Origin of the sequence: Thermus sp. (assembly GCF_039793865.1) — a bacterium.
Classification (GTDB): Bacteria; Deinococcota; Deinococci; order Deinococcales; family Thermaceae; genus Thermus.
The window spans coordinates 28,658-45,785 of the sequence record NZ_JBAMMI010000034.1 but is presented as its reverse complement, the minus strand read 5'-3'; the positions used below and the strand labels follow the sequence as shown (position 1 = coordinate 45,785).

Genomic DNA, 17,128 nt, shown 5'->3' with positions numbered 1-17,128 from the left:
TTGGGCGTTCTTTTCCGGGGGCCCCCATGCTGGCGCAAGCCAGCATGGGGTGTTATATCCTTTTGGCGTGAACCCTTCGCCTAAGCCAAGGCCATAAGGCCTCTGTGGGCCTTCTTTCCCGGGGCCCCCAGGCTGGCGCAAGCCAGCCTGGGGTGGTATTAGACGGGGGCCTTCTCCTCGCCCTTTTCCGAGGAGTGCCCCGGGTTCACCTTGAGGGCGGGGTTGGCGTAGGCGGCGGCGTGGTTGGCGGCGATGGCCGCCTCTCCGAAGCCCAGGGCGATGAGGGGGAGCTTCCCGGGGTAGGTGACGATGTCCCCGCAGGCGTAGACCCCGGGGATGCTGGTGGCCATGGTGGTGTCCACCTTGATCTTGTTCTTCTCCAGCTCCAACCCCCAGCCCGCCACGGGGCCGAGCTTGGTGAGGTAGCCCGCGAGGATGAGGACGGCGTCCACCTCCAGCTCCACCTCCTCCTGGGTCTGGTTCTGGAAGATGATCGCTTTTCTTACCCACCCCTCCCCCTCAATGCGCCGGACCTCGTAGGGGGTGAGGACCCGAAGGCGCCCCTCCTCGTGGGCCCGCAGGAGCTCCTTCACGCTCGCCTCGTGGGCCCGGAACTGGGGCCTGCGGTGGATGAGGGTGATCTCCTGGGCGGTACCCAGAAGGTTTAGGGCCCAGTCCACGGCGCTGTCCCCCCCGCCCACGATGAGGACCCGCTTCCCCTGGAACTCCGCCTTGCTCCTCACGGCGTAGTAGACCCCCCGGCCCTCCAGCTCCTTCTCCCCCGGGGCCCCGATCCGCCTCGGCTCAAAGGCTCCCACCCCGGCGGCGACGATCACCGCCTTGGCGGTGTAGGCGTTCCCTTGGGAGGTGGTCACCTTGAAGAGGTCTCCTTCCTTCTCCAGGGTCTCGGCCCGCTCCCCGAGGCTGTAGACGGGGTTGAAGGGGGCCACCTGCTCCAAGAGGCCCTTCACCAGGTCCTTGGCGTAGACCTTGGGGAAGCCGGCCACGTCGTAGATGTACTTCTCCGGGTAAAGGGCGGTGAGCTGCCCCCCGGGCTCGGGCAAGGGGTCCACGAAGCGGAAGGAGAGCCCCCGCATGCCCACGTAGAACCCCGCGAAAAGCCCCGCAGGCCCGGCGCCGATGACGATCACGTCCGTGTGCTCCATGGCCTCACCTCTCGGGGCATTTTAAGGCCGCCTCGGGGGGACGGGCGTCCTTACTCCACCCTGAGCACCACCTTGCCGAAGACCCGCCTCTCCTCCAGGAGGCGGTGGCCCTCGGCGGCCTCCTCCAGGGGAAGCACCTTTCCCACCACGGGCTTGAGCCTCCCTTCCTCCACGAAGCGCAAAATGGGGAAGAGGCGGCTTTTGGAGGCCATGGTGGAGCCCAGGATGGCGAGCTGGCGGTAGAAGACGTGGGCGAAGGGCAGGGTGCCCTCGTAGCCCGAGGAGGCCCCGGCGATGGCGATTTTTCCCCCGTTCGCCGTGGCCCGGATGACCCCCTCAAAGTAGAGGGCCCCGGTGTGGTCCACCACCTTGTCCGCCCCCTTGCCCCCGGTGAGGCGGCGCACCTCCTTGGGCCAATCGGGGTGGGTGTAGTTCACCGCCTCGTCCGCCCCGAGCTCCCGGGCCTTCCTGAGCTTCTCCTCGGAGCCCGCTGTGGCGATGACCCGCGCCCCGAAGAGCTTGGCGATCTGGATGGCGGCCACGCTCACCCCGCTCCCCGCGGCCATCACTAAGACGTCCTCCCCCGGGCGCACCCCTAGCTTATCCACCACCATCTGCCAGGCGGTGAGGAAGGTGAGGGGAAGGGCGGCGGCCTCCTCAAAGGAGAGGTTCTTGGGCTTGGGGGCCAGGTTGGCCTCGGGCAGGACCACGTACTCGGCGTAGGTGCCATGGCGGTGCTCCCCCAGGATCTCGTAGCGGGGGCAGAGGTTGTCCTCCCCCGCGAGGCACCGCTCGCACCGCCCGCAGGAGAGGCCGGGGTTCACCACCACCTCGTCCCCGGGGGCGAAGCCCTCCACCCCGGGGCCCACGGCGTCCACCACCCCGCTCCCGTCCGCTCCCAGGACGTGGGGCAGGGGGATTCTTGGGCTTGCCACCCCTTTTCGCACCCAGATGTCCAGGTGGTTGAGGGCGGCCGCCCGAAGCCGCACCCGCACCTCCTTGGGGCCGGGTTCGGGGACGGGAAGGTCGGCCACCTCCAGCACCTCGGGGCCTCCCCTGGCTCGCATGACCACTGCGCGCATGCTTCCCTCCTTATGGGGAGGATTTTTTCACGGAGGGGCCCTAGGGTCAACCCTTGACAGGGTCTAGCTTCCCCCGATAACGTAAGGCCGTACGCGCGAAGGAGGCGCTATGAGAAAAGGAATCCTTTTGGCGGGCATTTTAGCGCTGGCGGGCATCGCCTCGGCTCAGACCTTCGTCTGGCCCCAGAAGTGGACGGTGGCCAAGCCCTCCGAGGCCAAGCGGGGAGGGACGCTTAGGGCGGCGGTGATCTCGGACTTCCGCACCTTCAACCCCTTTCTCACCGCCGAGGCGACCAACGTGCCGGACCTCATCTCCGGAGGGCGCGGCCTCGCGACCCGCGACCCCACCACCGGGGACTGGATCCCCTACATGGCGGAGTCCTGGACCATCAGCCCCAACAAGCTGGAGATCACCTTCAAGATCCGCAAGGGGATGAAGTGGTCCGACGGCCAGCCCATCACCGCCGACGACTGGATCACCACCTGGCGCATCCACACCGACAAGGCGGTGGGCTCCAACAGCTACGACTCCTTCTTCATTGACGGCAAGCCCATCGTCCTCAAGAAGCTTGACGACTACACCCTCCGCTTCATCTATCCCAAGACGGATGCCGAGGCCTTCGCCGTGGCCAGCTTTGAGCCCTGGCCCGCCCACGTCTTCGGCCCCGTCTACCAGAAGGAGGGGGCGGAGGGCATCAAGAAGATGTGGACCCTGAGCGAGAAGCCGGAGAACATCGTCTCCGGCGGGCCCTGGCTCATTGAGAGCTACCGCCCCGGGGAGCGCCTGGTCCTGAAGCGCAACCCCGCCTTCGGGGAGTGGAACAAGGACGAGGCGGGCAACCCCCTCCCCTACCTGGACCGCTACGAGATCAAGATCGTGAAGGACATCAACGCCCAGCTCGCCGAGTTCCTGGCGGGGAACATTGACGTCTTCACCCCTGGAACTGTGGACCACATCTCCCAGGTCCGCCAGGCCATCCAGCAGGGCCGCCTGGACGCCACCCTCAAGGTGAACGCCTCCCCCGTGGCCTCGAGCCAGTTCATGGTCTTCAACTGGAACAAGGCCTCGGACCCCTTCAAGCAGAGCCTCTTCCGCTCCGACAAGTTTCGCCGGGCCATGAGCCACCTGGTGAACCGCCAGGCGGTGATTGACATCGTCTACGGGGGCCTGGGCACCCCCATGTACACCAGCGTCTACCCCGTGCTCACCCAGTGGATCAACCCCAAGGCGCCCAAGTACGAGTACGACCCCAAGCAGGCGGCGAAGCTCCTCGCCGAGCTCGGCTTCACCAAGAAGGATAAGGAAGGCTACCTGGTGGACTCTAAGGGCCGGAGGCTTGAGTTCAACCTGGCCACCAACGCCGGCAACAACCAGCGGGAGCAGATCGCCAAGCTCATCGTGGACGAGGCCAAGAAGGTGGGGGTCAAGGTCAACTTCCAGGCCATAGACTTCAACACCCTGGTGGGCCAGCTCCTCTCCTCCGGCCCCGACCGGCCCTTTGACGCCATCATCATCGGCCTCTCGGGCGGCGGCCTGGACTGGCCCTTCGGCTCCAACGTGGTCCCCTGCAAGGGCAACCTCCACATGTGGAACAAGTCCGGCCAGTGCCTGGACCCCAGGGAGACCCAGCTGGACGCCCTCTACTCCCGCGGCCGCACGGAGCTGGACTTCAAGAAGCGGGTGGAGATCGGCTACCGGATGCAGGAGATTGAGGCGAGCCTCCTCCCCGTGATCTACATCGCCGGGCCCAACTACCACCCCGCCTGGAACAACCGCCTGGGCGGCGAGCACCCGGACGCCATCATCTCCAGCATCTGGGACTCCAGGGAAGAGGAGCTCACCTTCATCAAGAAGTAAGCGGGCTCGAGGCCTCCCGGGGCCCCATGGCCCCGGGGCCTCTTTGAGAAGCCATGACCGCCTACATCCTCCGCCGCGTCCTCTACCTCGTCCCCACCTTCTTCGGGGCCACCTTCCTCGCCTTCCTCATCATCCAGCTGGCCCCCGGGGACTACCTGACCCAGCTGGAGCTGGACCCCAAGGTGACCCCGGAGACCATCGCCCGCCTCCGCGCCCAGTTCGGCCTAGACCGGCCCATCTACGAGCAGTACCTTCTCTGGATGAACAACCTCCTCCACCTCAACCTGGGCTACTCCTTCGCCTTTCAGGCGCCGGTGCTTCAGGTCATCTGGCCCCGGGTGGTGAACTCCATGGTGATCGTTATCCCCTCCACGCTCCTCCTCTACCTGGTGGCCATCCCCATCGGGGTCTACGGGGCGGTGCGCCAGTATTCCCTGGGGGACCGCCTCCTCTCCTTCCTGGCCTACATCGGGCTTTCGGTGCCGAGCTTTTTCCTCGCCCTCATCGCCATCTACGTCCTCCTCCAGATCAAGTTCCGAACGGGCACCCTCCTCTTCCCGGTCTCCGGCATGACCTCCACGGGCTTTGAGCAGATGCCCCCCTTGAGGCAGGTCTTGGACATCGCCTGGCACGCCGTGGTGCCGGTTTTGGTGGCCACGGCCAACGACATCGCCGGGCTTTCCCGCCTCATGCGGGGGCAGATGCTGGAGGTCTTGGGGCAGGACTACATCCGCACCGCCCGGGCCAAGGGGCTTTCCGAGCGGGTGGTCCTCTACAAGCACGCCTTCCGCAACGCCGTGATCCCCTTCGTGGCCACCCTGGGCGGGCTTCTTCCCGGGCTCATCTCCGGAGCGGGCTTCGTGGAGGTGGTCATGGCCTGGCCGGGCATCACGCCCTTCTTCCTGGACGCCATCGCCAACCAGGACCTCTACGTCATCGCCGGATTCCTCACCGTGAGCCTGGTCCTCCTCATGATCGGCAACCTGATCTCCGACCTGCTCCTCGCCTGGGTGGACCCCAGGATCCGCTACGAGTAGGGGGTGGACCGTGGAGCGCGCCCTTTCCTTAAGCCGGACCCAACTCGTCCTGCGCCAGTTCCGCAAGCACCGCCTGGCGGTCTGGGGCGGGCGGATTCTCTTCGTCCTCTACCTCATGGCCGCCTTCGCCGGGTTCTTCAGCCCCTACGACCCCAACTACTACGAGCTTTACCCGCCCAAGGGCAACCACCCGCCCACCCGGATCCATTTCGTAGACCCCGAAACGGGCAGGCTCACCCGCCCCTTCGTCTACGCCACCAAGCGGAGCATTGACCCCGTGTCCCTGCAGCCCCGTTATGAGGAGGACCCGAGCCAGGGGAAGTTCTACGTCCGCTTCTTCGTGCGCACCCCGGACCAACCCTACACCATCTTCAAGGTCTTCCGCTCCGACCTCCGCCTCTTCGGCGTGGACCCCCCGGGGCGCATCTTCCTCATGGGCACCGATAACTTCGGCCGCGACCTCTTCAGCCGGGTGGTCTACGGGGGCCAGGTGTCCCTCACCATCGGCATCCTCTCGGCCCTCGTCTCCTTCGCCCTGGGGCTTCTCCTGGGGGGGATTGCGGGCTACTTCTCGGGCCGCCCCTTCCACCTCTCCCTGCCCCCTTCCCGGTGGCGGGGCCTGGGCCTCCTCCTTGGCCCCTTGAGCCTCCTCCTCTGGCTCGGGGTGGCCGCTTCGGCCCTCTTCCTCGCTTTTTCCTTTGCCCGCCTAAGCCCCGGCGATGACCTTTTCTCCCGAGGGCTGGACTTCCTGGTGGTCTTCCTCGGGTCCCTGGCGGCGTGGGCCATCCTCTTTAGGCTCTTCCGGGAGCCCATCCGCCTGGACCCCGACGACCTCATCATGCGCACGGTGGAGATCATCGCCGCCATCCCCTCCCTCTTCCTCCTCATCTCCTTGCGGGCGGTCTTCCCCACCAATATAGATCCCCTCCTCACCTTCTACCTGGTGGTGGGGCTTCTCGGCTTCATCGGCTGGGGAGGGCTCGCCCGGGTGGTGCGGGGGATCGTGCTTTCCGTGCGGGAGATGGACTACGTGCAGGCGGCCAGGGCCCTCGGGGCCTCGGACGGCCGCATCATCACCCGGCACGTGCTTCCCGCCACGGCGAGCTACGTGATCGTGAGCCTTTCCCTCACCATCCCCGGCTTCATCCTGGGGGAGAGCGGGCTTTCCTTCCTGGGCCTCGGGGTCACCGAGCCCTACACCAGCTGGGGGCTCCTCCTGCAGGCGGCGCAGCAGGGCGGCTTCGCCTCCTTCACCGACCGCCCCTGGGTGCTCTGGCCGGGGTTTTTCATCTTCCTCTCGGTGCTCTCCTGGAACTTCCTCGGGGATGGCCTGCGCGACGCCCTGGACCCGAGGCGGCGGCAGTAGGGCTTCTCTTTTGACCGGGTATGGCGTATAACGGGTGAGGTGCTTTGAGGGCTTTGCTGAAGGAGTGTCCATGGACGAGAAGCGGCTTTTGGAGGTGAGGGACCTCAGGGTCCACTTCTTCACCGACGACGGGGTGGTGAAGGCGGTGGACGGGGTTTCCTTCCACGTGGACAAGGGGGAGACCCTGGCGGTGGTGGGGGAGTCGGGGTCTGGGAAGAGCGTGACCTCCCTGGCCATCATGCGGCTCATCCCCACGCCTCCCGGGCGGATCGTGGGGGGGGAGGTGCTCTTCCGCGGGAAGGACGGGCGGGTGCGGGACCTCACCAAGCTCTCCGAGGCGGAGATGCGCCGGATCCGGGGGAACGACATCGCCATGATCTTCCAGGAGCCCATGACCTCCCTGAACCCGGTGTACACGGTGGGGGACCAGATCGCCGAGGCCATCATGCTCCACCAGGGGAAAAGCCGCAAGGAGGCCATGGAGCTTGCCGCGCACATGCTGGACCTGGTGGGGATTCCCGAGCCCAAGAAGCGGCTCAGCAACTACCCGCACCAGATGTCGGGGGGGATGCGGCAGCGGGTGATGATCGCCATGGCCCTTTCCTGCAACCCCTCGCTCCTCATCGCCGACGAGCCCACCACGGCCTTGGACGTGACCATCCAGGCGCAGATCCTGGAGCTGATGAAGAAGCTCCAGGAGGAGATCGGGATGAGCATCCTCTTCATCACCCACAACCTGGGGGTGGTGGCGGAGATGGCGGACCGGGTGGTGGTGATGTACGCGGGCCGTGCGGTGGAGCAGGCGGACGTGGTGCCGCTTTTCAAGGAGCCCCTCCACCCCTACACCCGGGGGCTTTTGCACTCGGTGCCGCGGCTGGACCTGGCGGCGGAGCGCAAGGAGCGGCTTGAGGCCATTCCCGGGAACGTGCCGAACCCCCTTTATTTGCCTCCGGGCTGTGCCTTCCACCCCCGGTGCAAGCACTACGTGGAGGGGCTTTGCGACCGGGAGGTGCCGCCCTTAGAGGAGGCTGGGGAGGGTCGCCGGGTGAGGTGCGTTCGCTGGCGGGAGATCCGGGAGGTTAGGGCATGAAGGGGAACGGGGTTCTTGTGGAGGTCAAGGACCTCAAGAAGCACTTTCCCATCCGCGGGGGGGTGCTTTCCCGGGTGGTGGCCAGCGTCAAGGCGGTGGACGGGGTTTCCTTCGCCATAAGGCGGGGGGAGGTCTTGGGGCTCGTGGGGGAGTCGGGGAGCGGGAAGACCACGGTGGGCCGGACCCTTCTTCGCCTCATTGAGCCCACGGGGGGCCGGATTCTTTTTGAGGGGCAGGACATCACGGATATCCCCAAGAACGCCCTAAGGCCTTTCCGGCGGCGGATGCAGATCATCTTCCAGGACCCCTTCAGCTCCCTGAACCCGCGGATGACGGTGGGGGACATCATCGCCGAGCCCCTCGTCATCCACGGGATCGGGAAGACCCCCCAGGAGCGGGCGGAGAGGGTGGCGGAGCTCCTTAAGCTCGTGGGGCTTTCCCCGGACCACATGCGGCGCTACCCCCACGAGTTCTCCGGGGGGCAGAGGCAGAGGATCGGGATCGCCCGGGCCTTGGCGGTGGCCCCGGAGTTCATCGTGGCGGACGAGCCGGTCTCCGCCCTGGACGTGTCCATCCAGGCCCAGGTGGTGAACCTCCTCCAGGACCTCAAGGAGGAGCTCGGGCTCACCCTGCTCTTCATCGCCCACGACCTGGCGGTGGTGGAGTACATCTCGGACCGGGTGGCGGTGATGTACCTGGGGAAGGTGATGGAGCTCGCCCCTGCCCGGGAGCTTTACCGCAACCCCAAGCACCCCTACACGGAGGCCCTGCTTTCGGCGGTGCCCATTCCCGACCCCACGGTGAAGCGGGAGCGGATCGTGCTCCAGGGGGACATTCCCTCGCCCATCAACCCGCCCTCGGGGTGCGTGTTCCGCACGCGGTGCCGCTACGCCCTGCCCGAGTGCGCCCACACTGTTCCTGAGCTTAAGGAGGTCTCCCCGGGGCACTACAAGGCCTGCATCCGGGACGACATCCTTTAAGGCCACCCCAGGCCCGCATGGGGGGGTGATTCCCCAGGTGAGGCCAGGGCCCCGGCTTCCGGGGCCCTTTCGCCGTATACTGGGCCCATGCTGGTAAGGGACGTGATGAAAAGCCCCGTCCTCACCGTGGGGCCGGAGGCCACCCTCGAGGACGCCTACCGCCTCCTCCTGGAAAGGGGGATCCGCCACCTCCCCGTGGTGGAGGGGGGGAGGCTCGTGGGCATCCTTACCGACCGGGACATTCGCCTGGCCACGAGCCACCTGAACCCCAAGGGGCCCTGCCCCGGGTGCACCCAGGTGGGGGAGGTGATGACCCGGGCCGTGGTCACCGCCCACCCCTTAGACCCCGTGGAGGAGGCGGCCCGGGCCATGCGGGAGCGGAAGATCGGGTGCCTCCCGGTTTTGGAGGACGAGGCCCTCGTGGGCATCGTCACGGGGATTGACCTCCTGGACGCCCTCCTCAAGCTCACCGGGGTCACGGAGCCCTCGGGCCGCCTCGAGGTGCGCCTCGCTGACCGCCCCGGGGAGCTCGCCCGCCTCACGGGGTTTTTGGCGGGGCGGGGGGTGAACATCCACTCCCTCCTCTCCTACCCCGAGGGGGAGGAGGCGGTGCGGGCGGTGGTGCGGGTGAACACCCTGGAGACCCACCCCCTGGCGGAGGACCTCCGCCGGGAGGGGTTTGCGGTCCTCTGGCCTCCCAGGAAGCCATGGTGATCTACCGGGAGGAGTACCGCCTCTACAACTTCGGGCCCCAGCACCCCTTCAGCCCCGTCCGCCTGGAGATGCTCACCTCCCTCCTCAAGGCCCTCGGGGTGTGGCGGGAGCCCCTTGCGCCCCCTGAGGCCTCGAGGGAGGAGGTGCTCGCGGTGCACTCCGAGCGCCTGGTGAAGCGGGTGGAGGCGGCAAGCCGGGGGGAGCTCTACCCCGACCTGGAGCACTACGGCCTGGGCACGGGGGACACCCCGGTTTTCCCCGGCATGGACCGGGCGGCCCGGGTCCTGGTGGGGGGGACCCTGGAGGGGGCGAGGCGGATCCTCTCGGGGGAGAAGCGGGTCTTGCAGCTTGGGGGCGGCCTCCACCACGCCCAGTACGACCGCGCCTCGGGGTTTTGCGTTTACAACGACCTCTCCGTGGCCATCCGCCACATGACCCGCTCCGGGCTTCGCGTGGCCTACGTGGACATTGACGTCCACCACGGGGACGGGGTGCAGTGGATCCACTACGAGGAGGGGGAGGTCCTCACCCTAAGCCTCCACGAGTCGGGCCGCTACCTCTTTCCCGGCACGGGGCACGTCCACGAGGTGGGCCGAGGGGCGGGCCTGGGGAGGAAGCTCAACCTCCCCTTGGAGCCCTTCACCGAGGACGAAAGCTACCTCGAGGTCTTCCAGGCCCTCCTGCCCTGGGCCCTAAAGGCCTTCCGCCCCGACGTCCTCGTGGTGCAGGCGGGGGCGGACGCCCACTTCCTGGACCCCTTGGCCGACCTCCTCCTCACCACCCGGGCCTATGAAAGGCTTTTCCGCCTCCTCCTGGAGTACGCCGAGGCCTACGCCGGGGGCAGGGTCCTCTTCACCTTGGGGGGCGGGTACAGCCTGGACGGGGCGGTGCGGGTCTGGGCCCTCCTTTACCACGTCTTCCACGGCCTTCCTCTCCCCGAGCGCCTGCCCGAGGGGTGGCGGAGGGCGTGGGAGGAAAGGCTCGGGAAGCCCCTCACCCCCACCCTCCACGACCCCGAGGGGGCCTACCCGGGGATCCCCAGGCGGGAGGAGATCGCCAAGCGGAACCGCCTCACCCTGCAGAGGCTCACGGAGCTCGTGGCCCCCCACCTGCTACACTAGCGGGGTGAGGGTCGTTCTGCGCCTGCCCGAGCGCAAGGAGGTGGAGGTCAAGGGGAACCGCCCCTTGCGGGCAGTCCTGGAGGAGCTTGGGGTGAACCCCGAGACCGTGGTGGCGGTGCGGGGGGAGACGCTTCTCACCCCGGACGAGGTGGTGGAGGAGGAGGACACCATAGAGGTCCTCTCCGCCATCTCGGGAGGGTAGCCGTGGTCTGCAAGGTCTGCGGGGAGAAGGCCCAGGTGGAGGTGAGGTCCCGGGGGCTCGCCCTCTGCCGGGAGCACTACCTGGACTGGTTCGTCAAGGAAACCGAGCGGGCCATCCGCCGCCACCGGATGCTGAAGCCCGGGGAGAGGGTGCTGGTGGCGGTCTCGGGGGGGAAAGATTCCCTTGCCCTTTGGGACGTGCTTCACCGCCTGGGCTACCAGGCCGTGGGCCTCCACATCCACCTCGGCATCGGGGCCTACTCCGACCGGAGCCTCGAGGTCACCCGGGCCTTCGCCAGGGAAAGGGGCCTGGAGCTATGGGTGGTGGACCTGAAGGGGGCCTACGGCTTCGGGGTGCCGGAGCTCGCCGAGCTTTCCGGGAGGGTGGCCTGCTCCGCCTGCGGCCTCTCCAAGCGGTACATCCTCAACCAGGTGGCGGTGGAGGGGGGCTTCCGCGTGGTGGCCACGGGGCACAACCTGGACGATGAGGCCGCCGTCCTCTTCGGGAACCTCCTGAACCCCCAGGAGGACGCCCTGGTGCGCCAGGGGCCCGTGCTCCCCGAGAAGCCCGGCCTCGCCGCCCGGGTCAAGCCCTTCTACCGCTTCAGCGAAAGGGAGGTCCTCTCCTACACCCTCCTTAGGGGGATCCGCTACCTCCACGAGGAGTGCCCCAACGCCAAGGGGGCGAAAAGCCTCCTCTACAAGGAGGCGTTGAACCTGGTGGAGAAGGAGATGCCGGGGGCCAAGCTCCGCTTCCTGGAAGGCTTTCTGGAGAAGATCCAGCCCCGGCTGAAGGCCGAGGAGGAGGTGCCCTTAAGGGAGTGCGAGCGGTGCGGCTACCCCACCACGGGGGCCGTCTGCTCCTTCTGCCGCATGTGGGACGCCGTCTACCGCCGGGCCAAGAAGCGCCGCCTCCTGCCGGAGGAGGCCGCCTTCCGGCCCCGGGTGGAGCCCGTCCGTGGGGGTTAGGCCCGGGGTCTGCCGCCCCTAAGGGAGGGCTTCACCGGGGGCGGGAGGTTCCCCCCTTCCGGCTTGTGGAAGAGCTTCCAGGTCTGGGTGTAGACTGAGGCCATGTGGTGGAAAGAGGCGGTGATCTACCAGGTCTACCCCCGGAGCTTCCAGGACACCAATGGGGGAGAGGTTCCTCTTGCGCCCCGACGAGGGCGTGGCGGTGCGGCTAGACTAGGGGCGTGGACCCCTTCGCTTCCCTGGCCGAGGCCTACGAGACCTGGTACGAGACCCCCTTGGGGGCCTACGTCATCGCCGAGGAGGAGCGGGTCCTGAGGGGGCTTCTTCCTCTGGGCGAAAGCCTCCTGGAAGTGGGCGCGGGGACCGGGTACTGGCTCAGGCGCCTTCCCTACCCGACGTCTTGGAGTGGCCTTACCGGGAGGAGGAGGTGGGGCCGCCCCTTGGGCGGAGGCTTTCCCTGGAGGCCCTGGAGGGCCTCTTCCGGGGGGCCTTGGGAAGCCCGCCCCGCTTCCAGGCGTCGGAGGACTACGTGCTCGCCCTCTGGGACAAGGAATAAGGCCCCTTTCGGGGCCCCTTGGTGCCGGGGGCGGGACTCGAACCCGCACGTCCTTGCGGACAGCAGATTTTGAGTCTGCCGCGTCTACCGGTTCCGCCACCCCGGCGGACGCACCCTAAGGATAAGGCCAAGGAGGAAGATGGTCAACGCCAGGCCCACCGGGAAGTTCCCGAGGCGCGCGTAAGGGGTGAGGCCCCTTTCCCGGGCGTAAGGGGCGAGGAGGAAGCCCTCCTGGTGCGGGGGGATTTCCGCCACTACCCGGCCGAAGGGGTCTATGGCCGCGGTGATCCCGTCGTTCCCGGCCCTGAGGAGCCAGCGCCCCGTTTCCACCGCCCTTAGGCGCCCCATGGCGAAGTGCTGCCTGCCCCCGAAGGAGGGGCCGAACCAGGCGTCGTTGGTGAGGAGGACGAGGACCCCGGCGCCCTCCCGGGCCAGGCTCCTGGCTACCGAGGGAAATACCGACTCGTAGCAGATGAGTACCCCGTAGGGCCCGATGGGGGCCACCTTCTCCCCGGGGACGCGGTCGGCGAGCTCCCCAAGTCCCAGGGCCCGGAAGAAGAAGGCGTAGACCCCGCCCAAGGCCTCCCGGAAGGGGAAGCGCTCCCCGAAGGGGACGAGGCGGGTCTTGTCGTAGTGGCCGAGGACCTCGCCCTTTTGGTAGAGCACCGCCCGGTTGGGGCCGAAGAGGTTGAGGCCGGTGAGGAGGGGGCGGCCCTGGAGGAGGGCGTCTACCCCCTTGGGGATGGCCCAGACCGCGGTCTCGGGCCAGACCACGAGGTCCGCCTCAGGGTGGGCCCTAAGCCCCGCCTCGGTGAGCCTCAGGTAGACCGCCTCGTCCAGCTCCCCCTGGAACTTCCTTAGGGGGTTGATGTTCCCCTGGACCAGGAGGGCCTTTCCCTCGGGCTTGGCCTCGGGGAGGGGGAGGAGCCAGAGGAGGGCCCAAGGGAGGAGGACCCAAGGCCGCCTCGCCCTGAGGCCATAGGCCACGAGGAGGACGAGGAGGGAGAGGAGGTAGACCCCGCCCAAGGCGGCGAGGACCCGCCCCGGGGCCTCCACCAGGGCGTAGCCCAAAAGCCCCCAGGGGAAGGCGAGCTCCCCCTTCTCCGTGAGCCACTCCAGGAGGACCCACCCCCCGATGCGCATGAGGGGCGTTGGGGTGAGGGCGAAGAGGAGGCCGAAGGAGAGGGCCTTGACGAGGACCAGGGGGAGGAAGGGGACCGCCCCCCAGGGCCCGAAGTTCTGGGCGAAGCTTTGGGGAAGCCAGAGGAGGTGGAGCCCCCAAAACCCCAGGCCCGCGAAGAACCCCTCCCGGAAGCCCCCCTTGAGGAGGAAGGCCAGGAAGAGGGGAGCGAGGAAGCCCAGGGGGAAGGGAGGGAGGCTTAAGGCGAGGAGGAGGCCCAAGAGGAAGGCCCGCACCCCTCCACCATAAGGCCTCCCCGTGCGCCTTTCACCGGGTTTTGAAGAGGGGGATGGCAGAATGGGGCCATGCGCCTTGGGGTCCTCTCCGACCTCCACGCCAACCTTCCCGCCCTCGAGGCCGCCCTGGAGGCCCTGAGGGCCGAAGGGGTGGACGAGGTCCTGGTCCTCGGGGACCTGGTGGGCTACGGGCCCCACCCCCGGCAGGTGATCCACAGGATTTGGCAGGAAGGGCTTTCCGCCATTGCCGGGGCTTGGGACCTGAGGGTGGCCTACCCCCTCCCTGGGTCTCTCCCTGAGGGGGTGGGCCGGGCCACCTTGGAGTGGACCCGAAGCCAGCTTGGGGAGAAGGAGCTCGCCTACCTCCGCTCCTTAAGGCTCTCCCACCGCAAGGCCTACGGGGAGCGGCGCCTCGTGGCCTTTCACGGGGCGCCGGGAAACCCCGAGGGGCGGGTGGACCTCCTCTCCCCGGCCCGGGACCTCCTTCCCCTCCTGGAGCGCTACGGGGCCGGGGTTCTCCTCCTAGGGGGGCGGCACCTCCCCCTGGCCCGGCGGGTGGGGGCGGGGCTTCTCGCGGACCCCGGGAGCGTGGGCCTAAGCCTCACCGGGGAGCACGGGGCGGACGCCATGGTCCTGGACACCGAGACCCTCGAGGCCCGCTTCCTCAAGGTGCCCTACGACCTAGGCCCCCTCCTCTTTGACCTCAGGGCCTGGGGCCTGCCCCCGGTCCTGGAGAAGGTCTACCGCACCGGGCGCTTCCAGGAGGAGTAGGGCCTCCCGCCGCACCCCGGGGTCGGGGTCCTCCAGGAAGGGGTCCAGGGGCTTTCCCAGGAGGTGGAGGGCCCCTAGGGCGGTGCGCCGCACCAGGGGGCTTGGGTCCCTTGCCGCCTCCCGGAAGAGGGCCTCCCCCAGGCCCAGGTTGAAGAGGACGACGAGGGCGTTTCGGGCCATGCGGGCCCTCCCCGCCCGGAGGAAGGCGGTGCCCGCGTACCTCCTCTGGAAGGCCCGCCCCGAGAGGCGAAAGAAGTCCAGGAGGTCCGGGTGGGCGAGCTCGGGCTCGGGCCTTAAGGCCTTCCAGACCTTGCCGAACCTCCCCCAGGGGCAGGCCTCCCCGCAGAGGTCGCAGCCGAAAAGCCAGTCCCCCATCCCCCTCCAGAGCGCGGGAGGGATGGGCCCCTTGTGCTCAACGGTGAGGTATCTCACGCACCGCCGGGCGTCCAGGGTGCCGTCCCCAAGGAGAGCGTTTGTGGGGCAGGCGGAAAGGCAGCGGGCGCAGCGGCCGCAGCGGTTAGGGTGGAGGGGAAGGGCTTCCACCTCCAGGGGGGTGAGGAGGACCCCTATGAAGCTGTGGGCCCCGAAGGCCTGGGAGAGGAAGTAGCCGCTTTTGCCGATCCAGCCCGTTCCCGAGAGGGCGGCGAGGGTCCTTTCGGGAAGGGGCCCGTGGTCCACGTAGCCCTTGGCCTCGAGGCCCAGGCCCCTCGCCATCCCTTCCAGGGCCTTCAGCGCCTCCCCCAGGAGGAGGTGGTAGTCCCGCACCCAGGCGTACCGGGCCACCCGGCCCACCCGGAGGCCCCCTGGGGGGGTCCCGGGGTCGGGGTAGGCGTAGGGGGCGAAGAGGAGGAGGGCGCTCCTCGCCCAGGGGAAGCGCTTTTTGGGGCGGAAGCGCTCCGGGGCCTCGAGGTAGGCCATCCCCCCGTGGCGGCCCGCCTTTAGCCAGGCCCGGTGGCGCGCCTCGGCCTCCGGGGGAAGGTCCAAAGGGGCCCAGGCGAAGAGGAGCCCAAGCTCCCCTGCCCGTTCCTCCAGGAGGTCCTTCACCACAGGGTCTCCACGCCGAAGGTGGGGAAGGCGCGGTCGGTGGTGAGGAGGACGAGGCCTTCCACCAGGCTCTGGGCGGCCAGGATGCGGTCAAAGGGGTCCCGGTGCTCCCTGGGAAGCCTTCCCGCCAGGAGGGCGTGGGCAAGCCTTATGGGAAGCTCCTCGGCCCCCAGGCGGGAGAGGTGGCCCTCCAGGCCCTCCAGGACCGCCTCGGCGCCGGAAAGCTTGCCTAGGCGGTGCTTGGTGGCCATCTCCCAGGCGCTGGCCGAGGAGACGAGAAGGGGGGTGTCGGGGTCCTCCAAGAGCCTCCGGACCCTGGGGCTCAGCCGCTTGGGTTCCGTGAGGGCCCAGATGAGGACGTGGGTGTCTAGGAGGTAGCGCCTTCCCACAGGGCGAGCTCCTCCTCGGGAAGGAGCTCAAAGAAGCTCTCGGAAAGCTTCCCAGGGACAAACCCCAGGGGGCGCTTCCCCTTGCGGTAGGGGACGAGCCGGGCCACGGGGGTTTTGCCCCTCAGGATCACCACCTCCTCCCCCTCCTCCACGGCCCTCAGGAGGCGGGAGAGATGGGTCTTGGCCTGGTGCACGGTGAAGGTCTTCACGGACTTAGCTTAGCCAGCTTAGCTAAGAGGGGCAAGGGGTATAATCCCCCCATGGAGGCCCTGAAGATCGCCCTTCTGGGTGGGGGCACCGTGGGGAGCGCCTTTTATACCCTCGTCCTGGAGAGGGAGGAGGAACTTGCCGCCTTGGGGGTGGTTCCCCGTTTTCTGGGCGTCTTGGTGCGGGACCCGAAGAGGCCCCGGGCCATTCCCCAGGAGCTCCTTCGCGCCGAGCCCTTTGACCTCCTCGAGGCCGACCTGGTGGTGGAGGCCATGGGAGGGGTGGAGGCCCCCCTTAGGCTCGTCCTTCCCGCCCTCGAGGCCGGCATCCCCCTCATCACCGCCAACAAGGCCCTCCTGGCCGAGGCCTGGGACCGCCTCCGCCCCTTCGCCGAGGAGGGGCTCATCTACCACGAGGCGAGCGTCATGGCGGGCACCCCCGCCCTCTCCTTCCTGGAAACCCTTAGGGGAAGCGAGCCCGTGGAGCTCCACGGCATCCTGAACGGCACCACCCTCTACATCCTGAAGGAGATGGAGCGGGGGAGGACCTACGCCGAGGCCCTTTCCGAGGCCCAGCGCCTGGGCTACGCCGAGGCCGACCCCACCCTGGACGTGGAGGGAATAGACGCCGCCCACAAGCTCACCCTCCTCGCCCGCCTCCTCGTGGACCCCGGCTTCCCCTTCGCCGAGGTGGAGGCCCAAGGCATCGCCCGCCTCACCCCGAGGGCCCTAGAGGAGGCCGAGGCCCGGGGGGAGAGGGTGCGCCTCGTGGCGAGCCTCTACGGGGAGGGGGGGAGGTGGCGGGCGGTGGTGGCCCCAAGGCGCCTTCCCCAGGACCACCCCTTGGCGAGGGCCCAGGGGAACGCCCTCTGGGTCAGGGCGAGGCCCTTGGGCGAGGTCTTCGTCGCGGGGCCTGGGGCCGGGGGCGGGGCCACGGCGAGCGGGCTTTTCGCCGACCTCCTCCGCTTTCTCTCCGGGGCCCCGGGGCACCTCCCCGCGCCCCGGGCGAGGCCCCCCCTGGAGGAGGGAAGCCCCTGGCCGGGGGTAGAATGAGGCCGTGCCCCTTCTGGACCTCCTGCGCCCCATAAGCGATGAGGAGCTCCGCGCCCTTTCCGAGAAGAACCCAGGTTGGCAGTTTGAGCGCCTGGCCGACGGGAGGCTA

The 17,128-nt window shown here is 68.4% G+C and carries 17 protein-coding genes, 1 tRNA gene and 1 pseudogene; 12 read left to right on the top strand and 7 right to left on the bottom strand.

Annotated elements, in window-relative coordinates; genetic code table 11:
• Positions 1-158: 158 nt before the first annotated feature.
• Both ABJK26_RS03390 and ABJK26_RS03385 read right to left on the bottom strand, forming a co-directional pair.
• The gene (locus tag ABJK26_RS03390; protein ID WP_347240819.1) at positions 159-1,166 is read right to left on the bottom strand and encodes an NAD(P)/FAD-dependent oxidoreductase; all 1,008 of its coding nucleotides are present in this window, start codon (positions 1,164-1,166) and stop codon (positions 159-161) included.
• A gap of 50 nt (positions 1,167-1,216) precedes the next feature.
• Positions 1,217-2,248 carry a zinc-binding dehydrogenase gene (locus ABJK26_RS03385; protein WP_347240818.1) on the bottom strand — a complete coding sequence of 344 codons (1,032 nt, stop codon included), beginning with the start codon at positions 2,246-2,248 and terminating at the stop codon, positions 1,217-1,219.
• A 109-nt stretch (positions 2,249-2,357) separates the two neighbouring features.
• Between ABJK26_RS03385 and ABJK26_RS03380 the strand changes: the two genes are divergently transcribed.
• The 10 genes and pseudogenes from ABJK26_RS03380 to ABJK26_RS03335 all read left to right on the top strand — a co-directional run.
• Positions 2,358-4,106 (top strand): ABC transporter substrate-binding protein, encoded by a 1,749-nt coding sequence (locus ABJK26_RS03380; protein ID WP_347240817.1) that lies wholly within the window; start codon positions 2,358-2,360, stop codon positions 4,104-4,106.
• Positions 4,107-4,159: 53 nt separating this feature from the next.
• The gene (locus ABJK26_RS03375) at positions 4,160-5,143 is read left to right on the top strand and encodes an ABC transporter permease (RefSeq protein ID WP_347240816.1); all 984 of its coding nucleotides are present in this window, start codon (positions 4,160-4,162) and stop codon (positions 5,141-5,143) included.
• 10 nt (positions 5,144-5,153) lie between these two features.
• Entirely contained in the window at positions 5,154-6,509 is a 1,356-nt protein-coding gene (locus ABJK26_RS03370) for an ABC transporter permease (RefSeq protein WP_347240815.1), read from the top strand.
• 70 nt (positions 6,510-6,579) lie between these two features.
• Complete coding sequence (locus ABJK26_RS03365) at positions 6,580-7,599, top strand: ABC transporter ATP-binding protein (protein WP_347240814.1); 1,020 nt, start codon at positions 6,580-6,582, stop codon at positions 7,597-7,599.
• Positions 7,596-8,579 carry a dipeptide ABC transporter ATP-binding protein gene (locus ABJK26_RS03360; protein ID WP_347240813.1) on the top strand — a complete coding sequence of 328 codons (984 nt, stop codon included), beginning with the start codon at positions 7,596-7,598 and terminating at the stop codon, positions 8,577-8,579. The genes ABJK26_RS03365 and ABJK26_RS03360 overlap by 4 nt, the downstream gene beginning before the upstream one ends.
• 87 nt (positions 8,580-8,666) lie before the next feature.
• Complete coding sequence (locus ABJK26_RS03355; RefSeq protein ID WP_347240812.1) at positions 8,667-9,293, top strand: acetoin utilization AcuB family protein; 627 nt, start codon at positions 8,667-8,669, stop codon at positions 9,291-9,293.
• Positions 9,287-10,414, top strand: a complete 1,128-nt coding sequence (locus ABJK26_RS03350) for an acetoin utilization protein AcuC (protein WP_347240811.1) — start codon at positions 9,287-9,289, stop codon at positions 10,412-10,414. Before ABJK26_RS03355 ends, ABJK26_RS03350 begins: the two co-directional genes overlap by 7 nt.
• 4 nt (positions 10,415-10,418) lie before the next feature.
• Positions 10,419-10,616 (top strand): MoaD/ThiS family protein, encoded by a 198-nt coding sequence (locus ABJK26_RS03345; RefSeq protein ID WP_347240810.1) that lies wholly within the window; start codon positions 10,419-10,421, stop codon positions 10,614-10,616.
• A gap of 2 nt (positions 10,617-10,618) precedes the next feature.
• Positions 10,619-11,584, top strand: coding sequence for a TIGR00269 family protein (locus ABJK26_RS03340; RefSeq protein WP_347240809.1), 966 nt, complete (start codon positions 10,619-10,621; stop codon positions 11,582-11,584).
• 397 nt (positions 11,585-11,981) lie between these two features.
• A pseudogene (locus ABJK26_RS03335) lies at positions 11,982-12,140 on the top strand (ArsR family transcriptional regulator); the annotation flags it as partial.
• Between the two features lie 19 nt (positions 12,141-12,159).
• Here ABJK26_RS03335 and ABJK26_RS03330 read toward each other — a convergent pair.
• A tRNA-Leu gene (locus ABJK26_RS03330) sits at positions 12,160-12,246 on the bottom strand.
• Complete coding sequence (gene lnt, locus ABJK26_RS03325) at positions 12,225-13,556, bottom strand: apolipoprotein N-acyltransferase (RefSeq protein ID WP_347240808.1); 1,332 nt, start codon at positions 13,554-13,556, stop codon at positions 12,225-12,227. The genes ABJK26_RS03330 and lnt overlap by 22 nt, the downstream gene beginning before the upstream one ends.
• 69 nt (positions 13,557-13,625) lie before the next feature.
• Here lnt and ABJK26_RS03320 point away from each other — a divergent pair, with 69 nt between their 5' ends.
• Complete coding sequence (locus tag ABJK26_RS03320) at positions 13,626-14,327, top strand: metallophosphoesterase family protein (protein WP_347240807.1); 702 nt, start codon at positions 13,626-13,628, stop codon at positions 14,325-14,327.
• Here ABJK26_RS03320 and queG read toward each other — a convergent pair.
• The 3 genes from queG to ABJK26_RS03305 are packed head-to-tail and all read right to left on the bottom strand — an operon-like array spanning position 14,238 to position 15,969.
• Positions 14,238-15,374 (bottom strand): tRNA epoxyqueuosine(34) reductase QueG, encoded by a 1,137-nt coding sequence (gene queG, locus ABJK26_RS03315; RefSeq protein ID WP_347240806.1) that lies wholly within the window; start codon positions 15,372-15,374, stop codon positions 14,238-14,240. The genes ABJK26_RS03320 and queG overlap by 90 nt on opposite strands.
• Positions 15,368-15,760, bottom strand: coding sequence for a type II toxin-antitoxin system VapC family toxin (locus ABJK26_RS03310; protein ID WP_347240805.1), 393 nt, complete (start codon positions 15,758-15,760; stop codon positions 15,368-15,370). The genes queG and ABJK26_RS03310 overlap by 7 nt, the downstream gene beginning before the upstream one ends.
• The gene (locus tag ABJK26_RS03305) at positions 15,739-15,969 is read right to left on the bottom strand and encodes a type II toxin-antitoxin system prevent-host-death family antitoxin (protein WP_347240804.1); all 231 of its coding nucleotides are present in this window, start codon (positions 15,967-15,969) and stop codon (positions 15,739-15,741) included. Before ABJK26_RS03305 ends, ABJK26_RS03310 begins: the two co-directional genes overlap by 22 nt.
• Positions 15,970-16,020: 51 nt before the next feature.
• Here ABJK26_RS03305 and ABJK26_RS03300 point away from each other — a divergent pair, with 51 nt between their 5' ends.
• Positions 16,021-17,019 carry a homoserine dehydrogenase gene (locus ABJK26_RS03300; protein ID WP_347240803.1) on the top strand — a complete coding sequence of 333 codons (999 nt, stop codon included), beginning with the start codon at positions 16,021-16,023 and terminating at the stop codon, positions 17,017-17,019.
• Positions 17,020-17,128: the final 109 nt, after the last annotated feature.

Bases quoted from the DNA above. Each gene is read 5' to 3' on its own strand.
- ABJK26_RS03390 (WP_347240819.1), bottom strand. From the start codon at position 1,166: ATGGAGCACACGGACGTGATCGTCATCGGCGCCGGGCCTGCGGGGCTT.
- ABJK26_RS03385 (WP_347240818.1), bottom strand. From the start codon at position 2,248: ATGCGCGCAGTGGTCATGCGAGCCAGGGGAGGCCCCGAGGTGCTGGAG.
- ABJK26_RS03380 (WP_347240817.1), top strand. From the start codon at position 2,358: ATGAGAAAAGGAATCCTTTTGGCGGGCATTTTAGCGCTGGCGGGCATC.
- ABJK26_RS03375 (WP_347240816.1), top strand. From the start codon at position 4,160: ATGACCGCCTACATCCTCCGCCGCGTCCTCTACCTCGTCCCCACCTTC.
- ABJK26_RS03365 (WP_347240814.1), top strand. From the start codon at position 6,580: ATGGACGAGAAGCGGCTTTTGGAGGTGAGGGACCTCAGGGTCCACTTC.
- ABJK26_RS03360 (WP_347240813.1), top strand. From the start codon at position 7,596: ATGAAGGGGAACGGGGTTCTTGTGGAGGTCAAGGACCTCAAGAAGCAC.
- ABJK26_RS03355 (WP_347240812.1), top strand. From the start codon at position 8,667: ATGCTGGTAAGGGACGTGATGAAAAGCCCCGTCCTCACCGTGGGGCCG.
- ABJK26_RS03350 (WP_347240811.1), top strand. From the start codon at position 9,287: ATGGTGATCTACCGGGAGGAGTACCGCCTCTACAACTTCGGGCCCCAG.
- ABJK26_RS03320 (WP_347240807.1), top strand. From the start codon at position 13,626: ATGCGCCTTGGGGTCCTCTCCGACCTCCACGCCAACCTTCCCGCCCTC.
- ABJK26_RS03300 (WP_347240803.1), top strand. From the start codon at position 16,021: ATGGAGGCCCTGAAGATCGCCCTTCTGGGTGGGGGCACCGTGGGGAGC.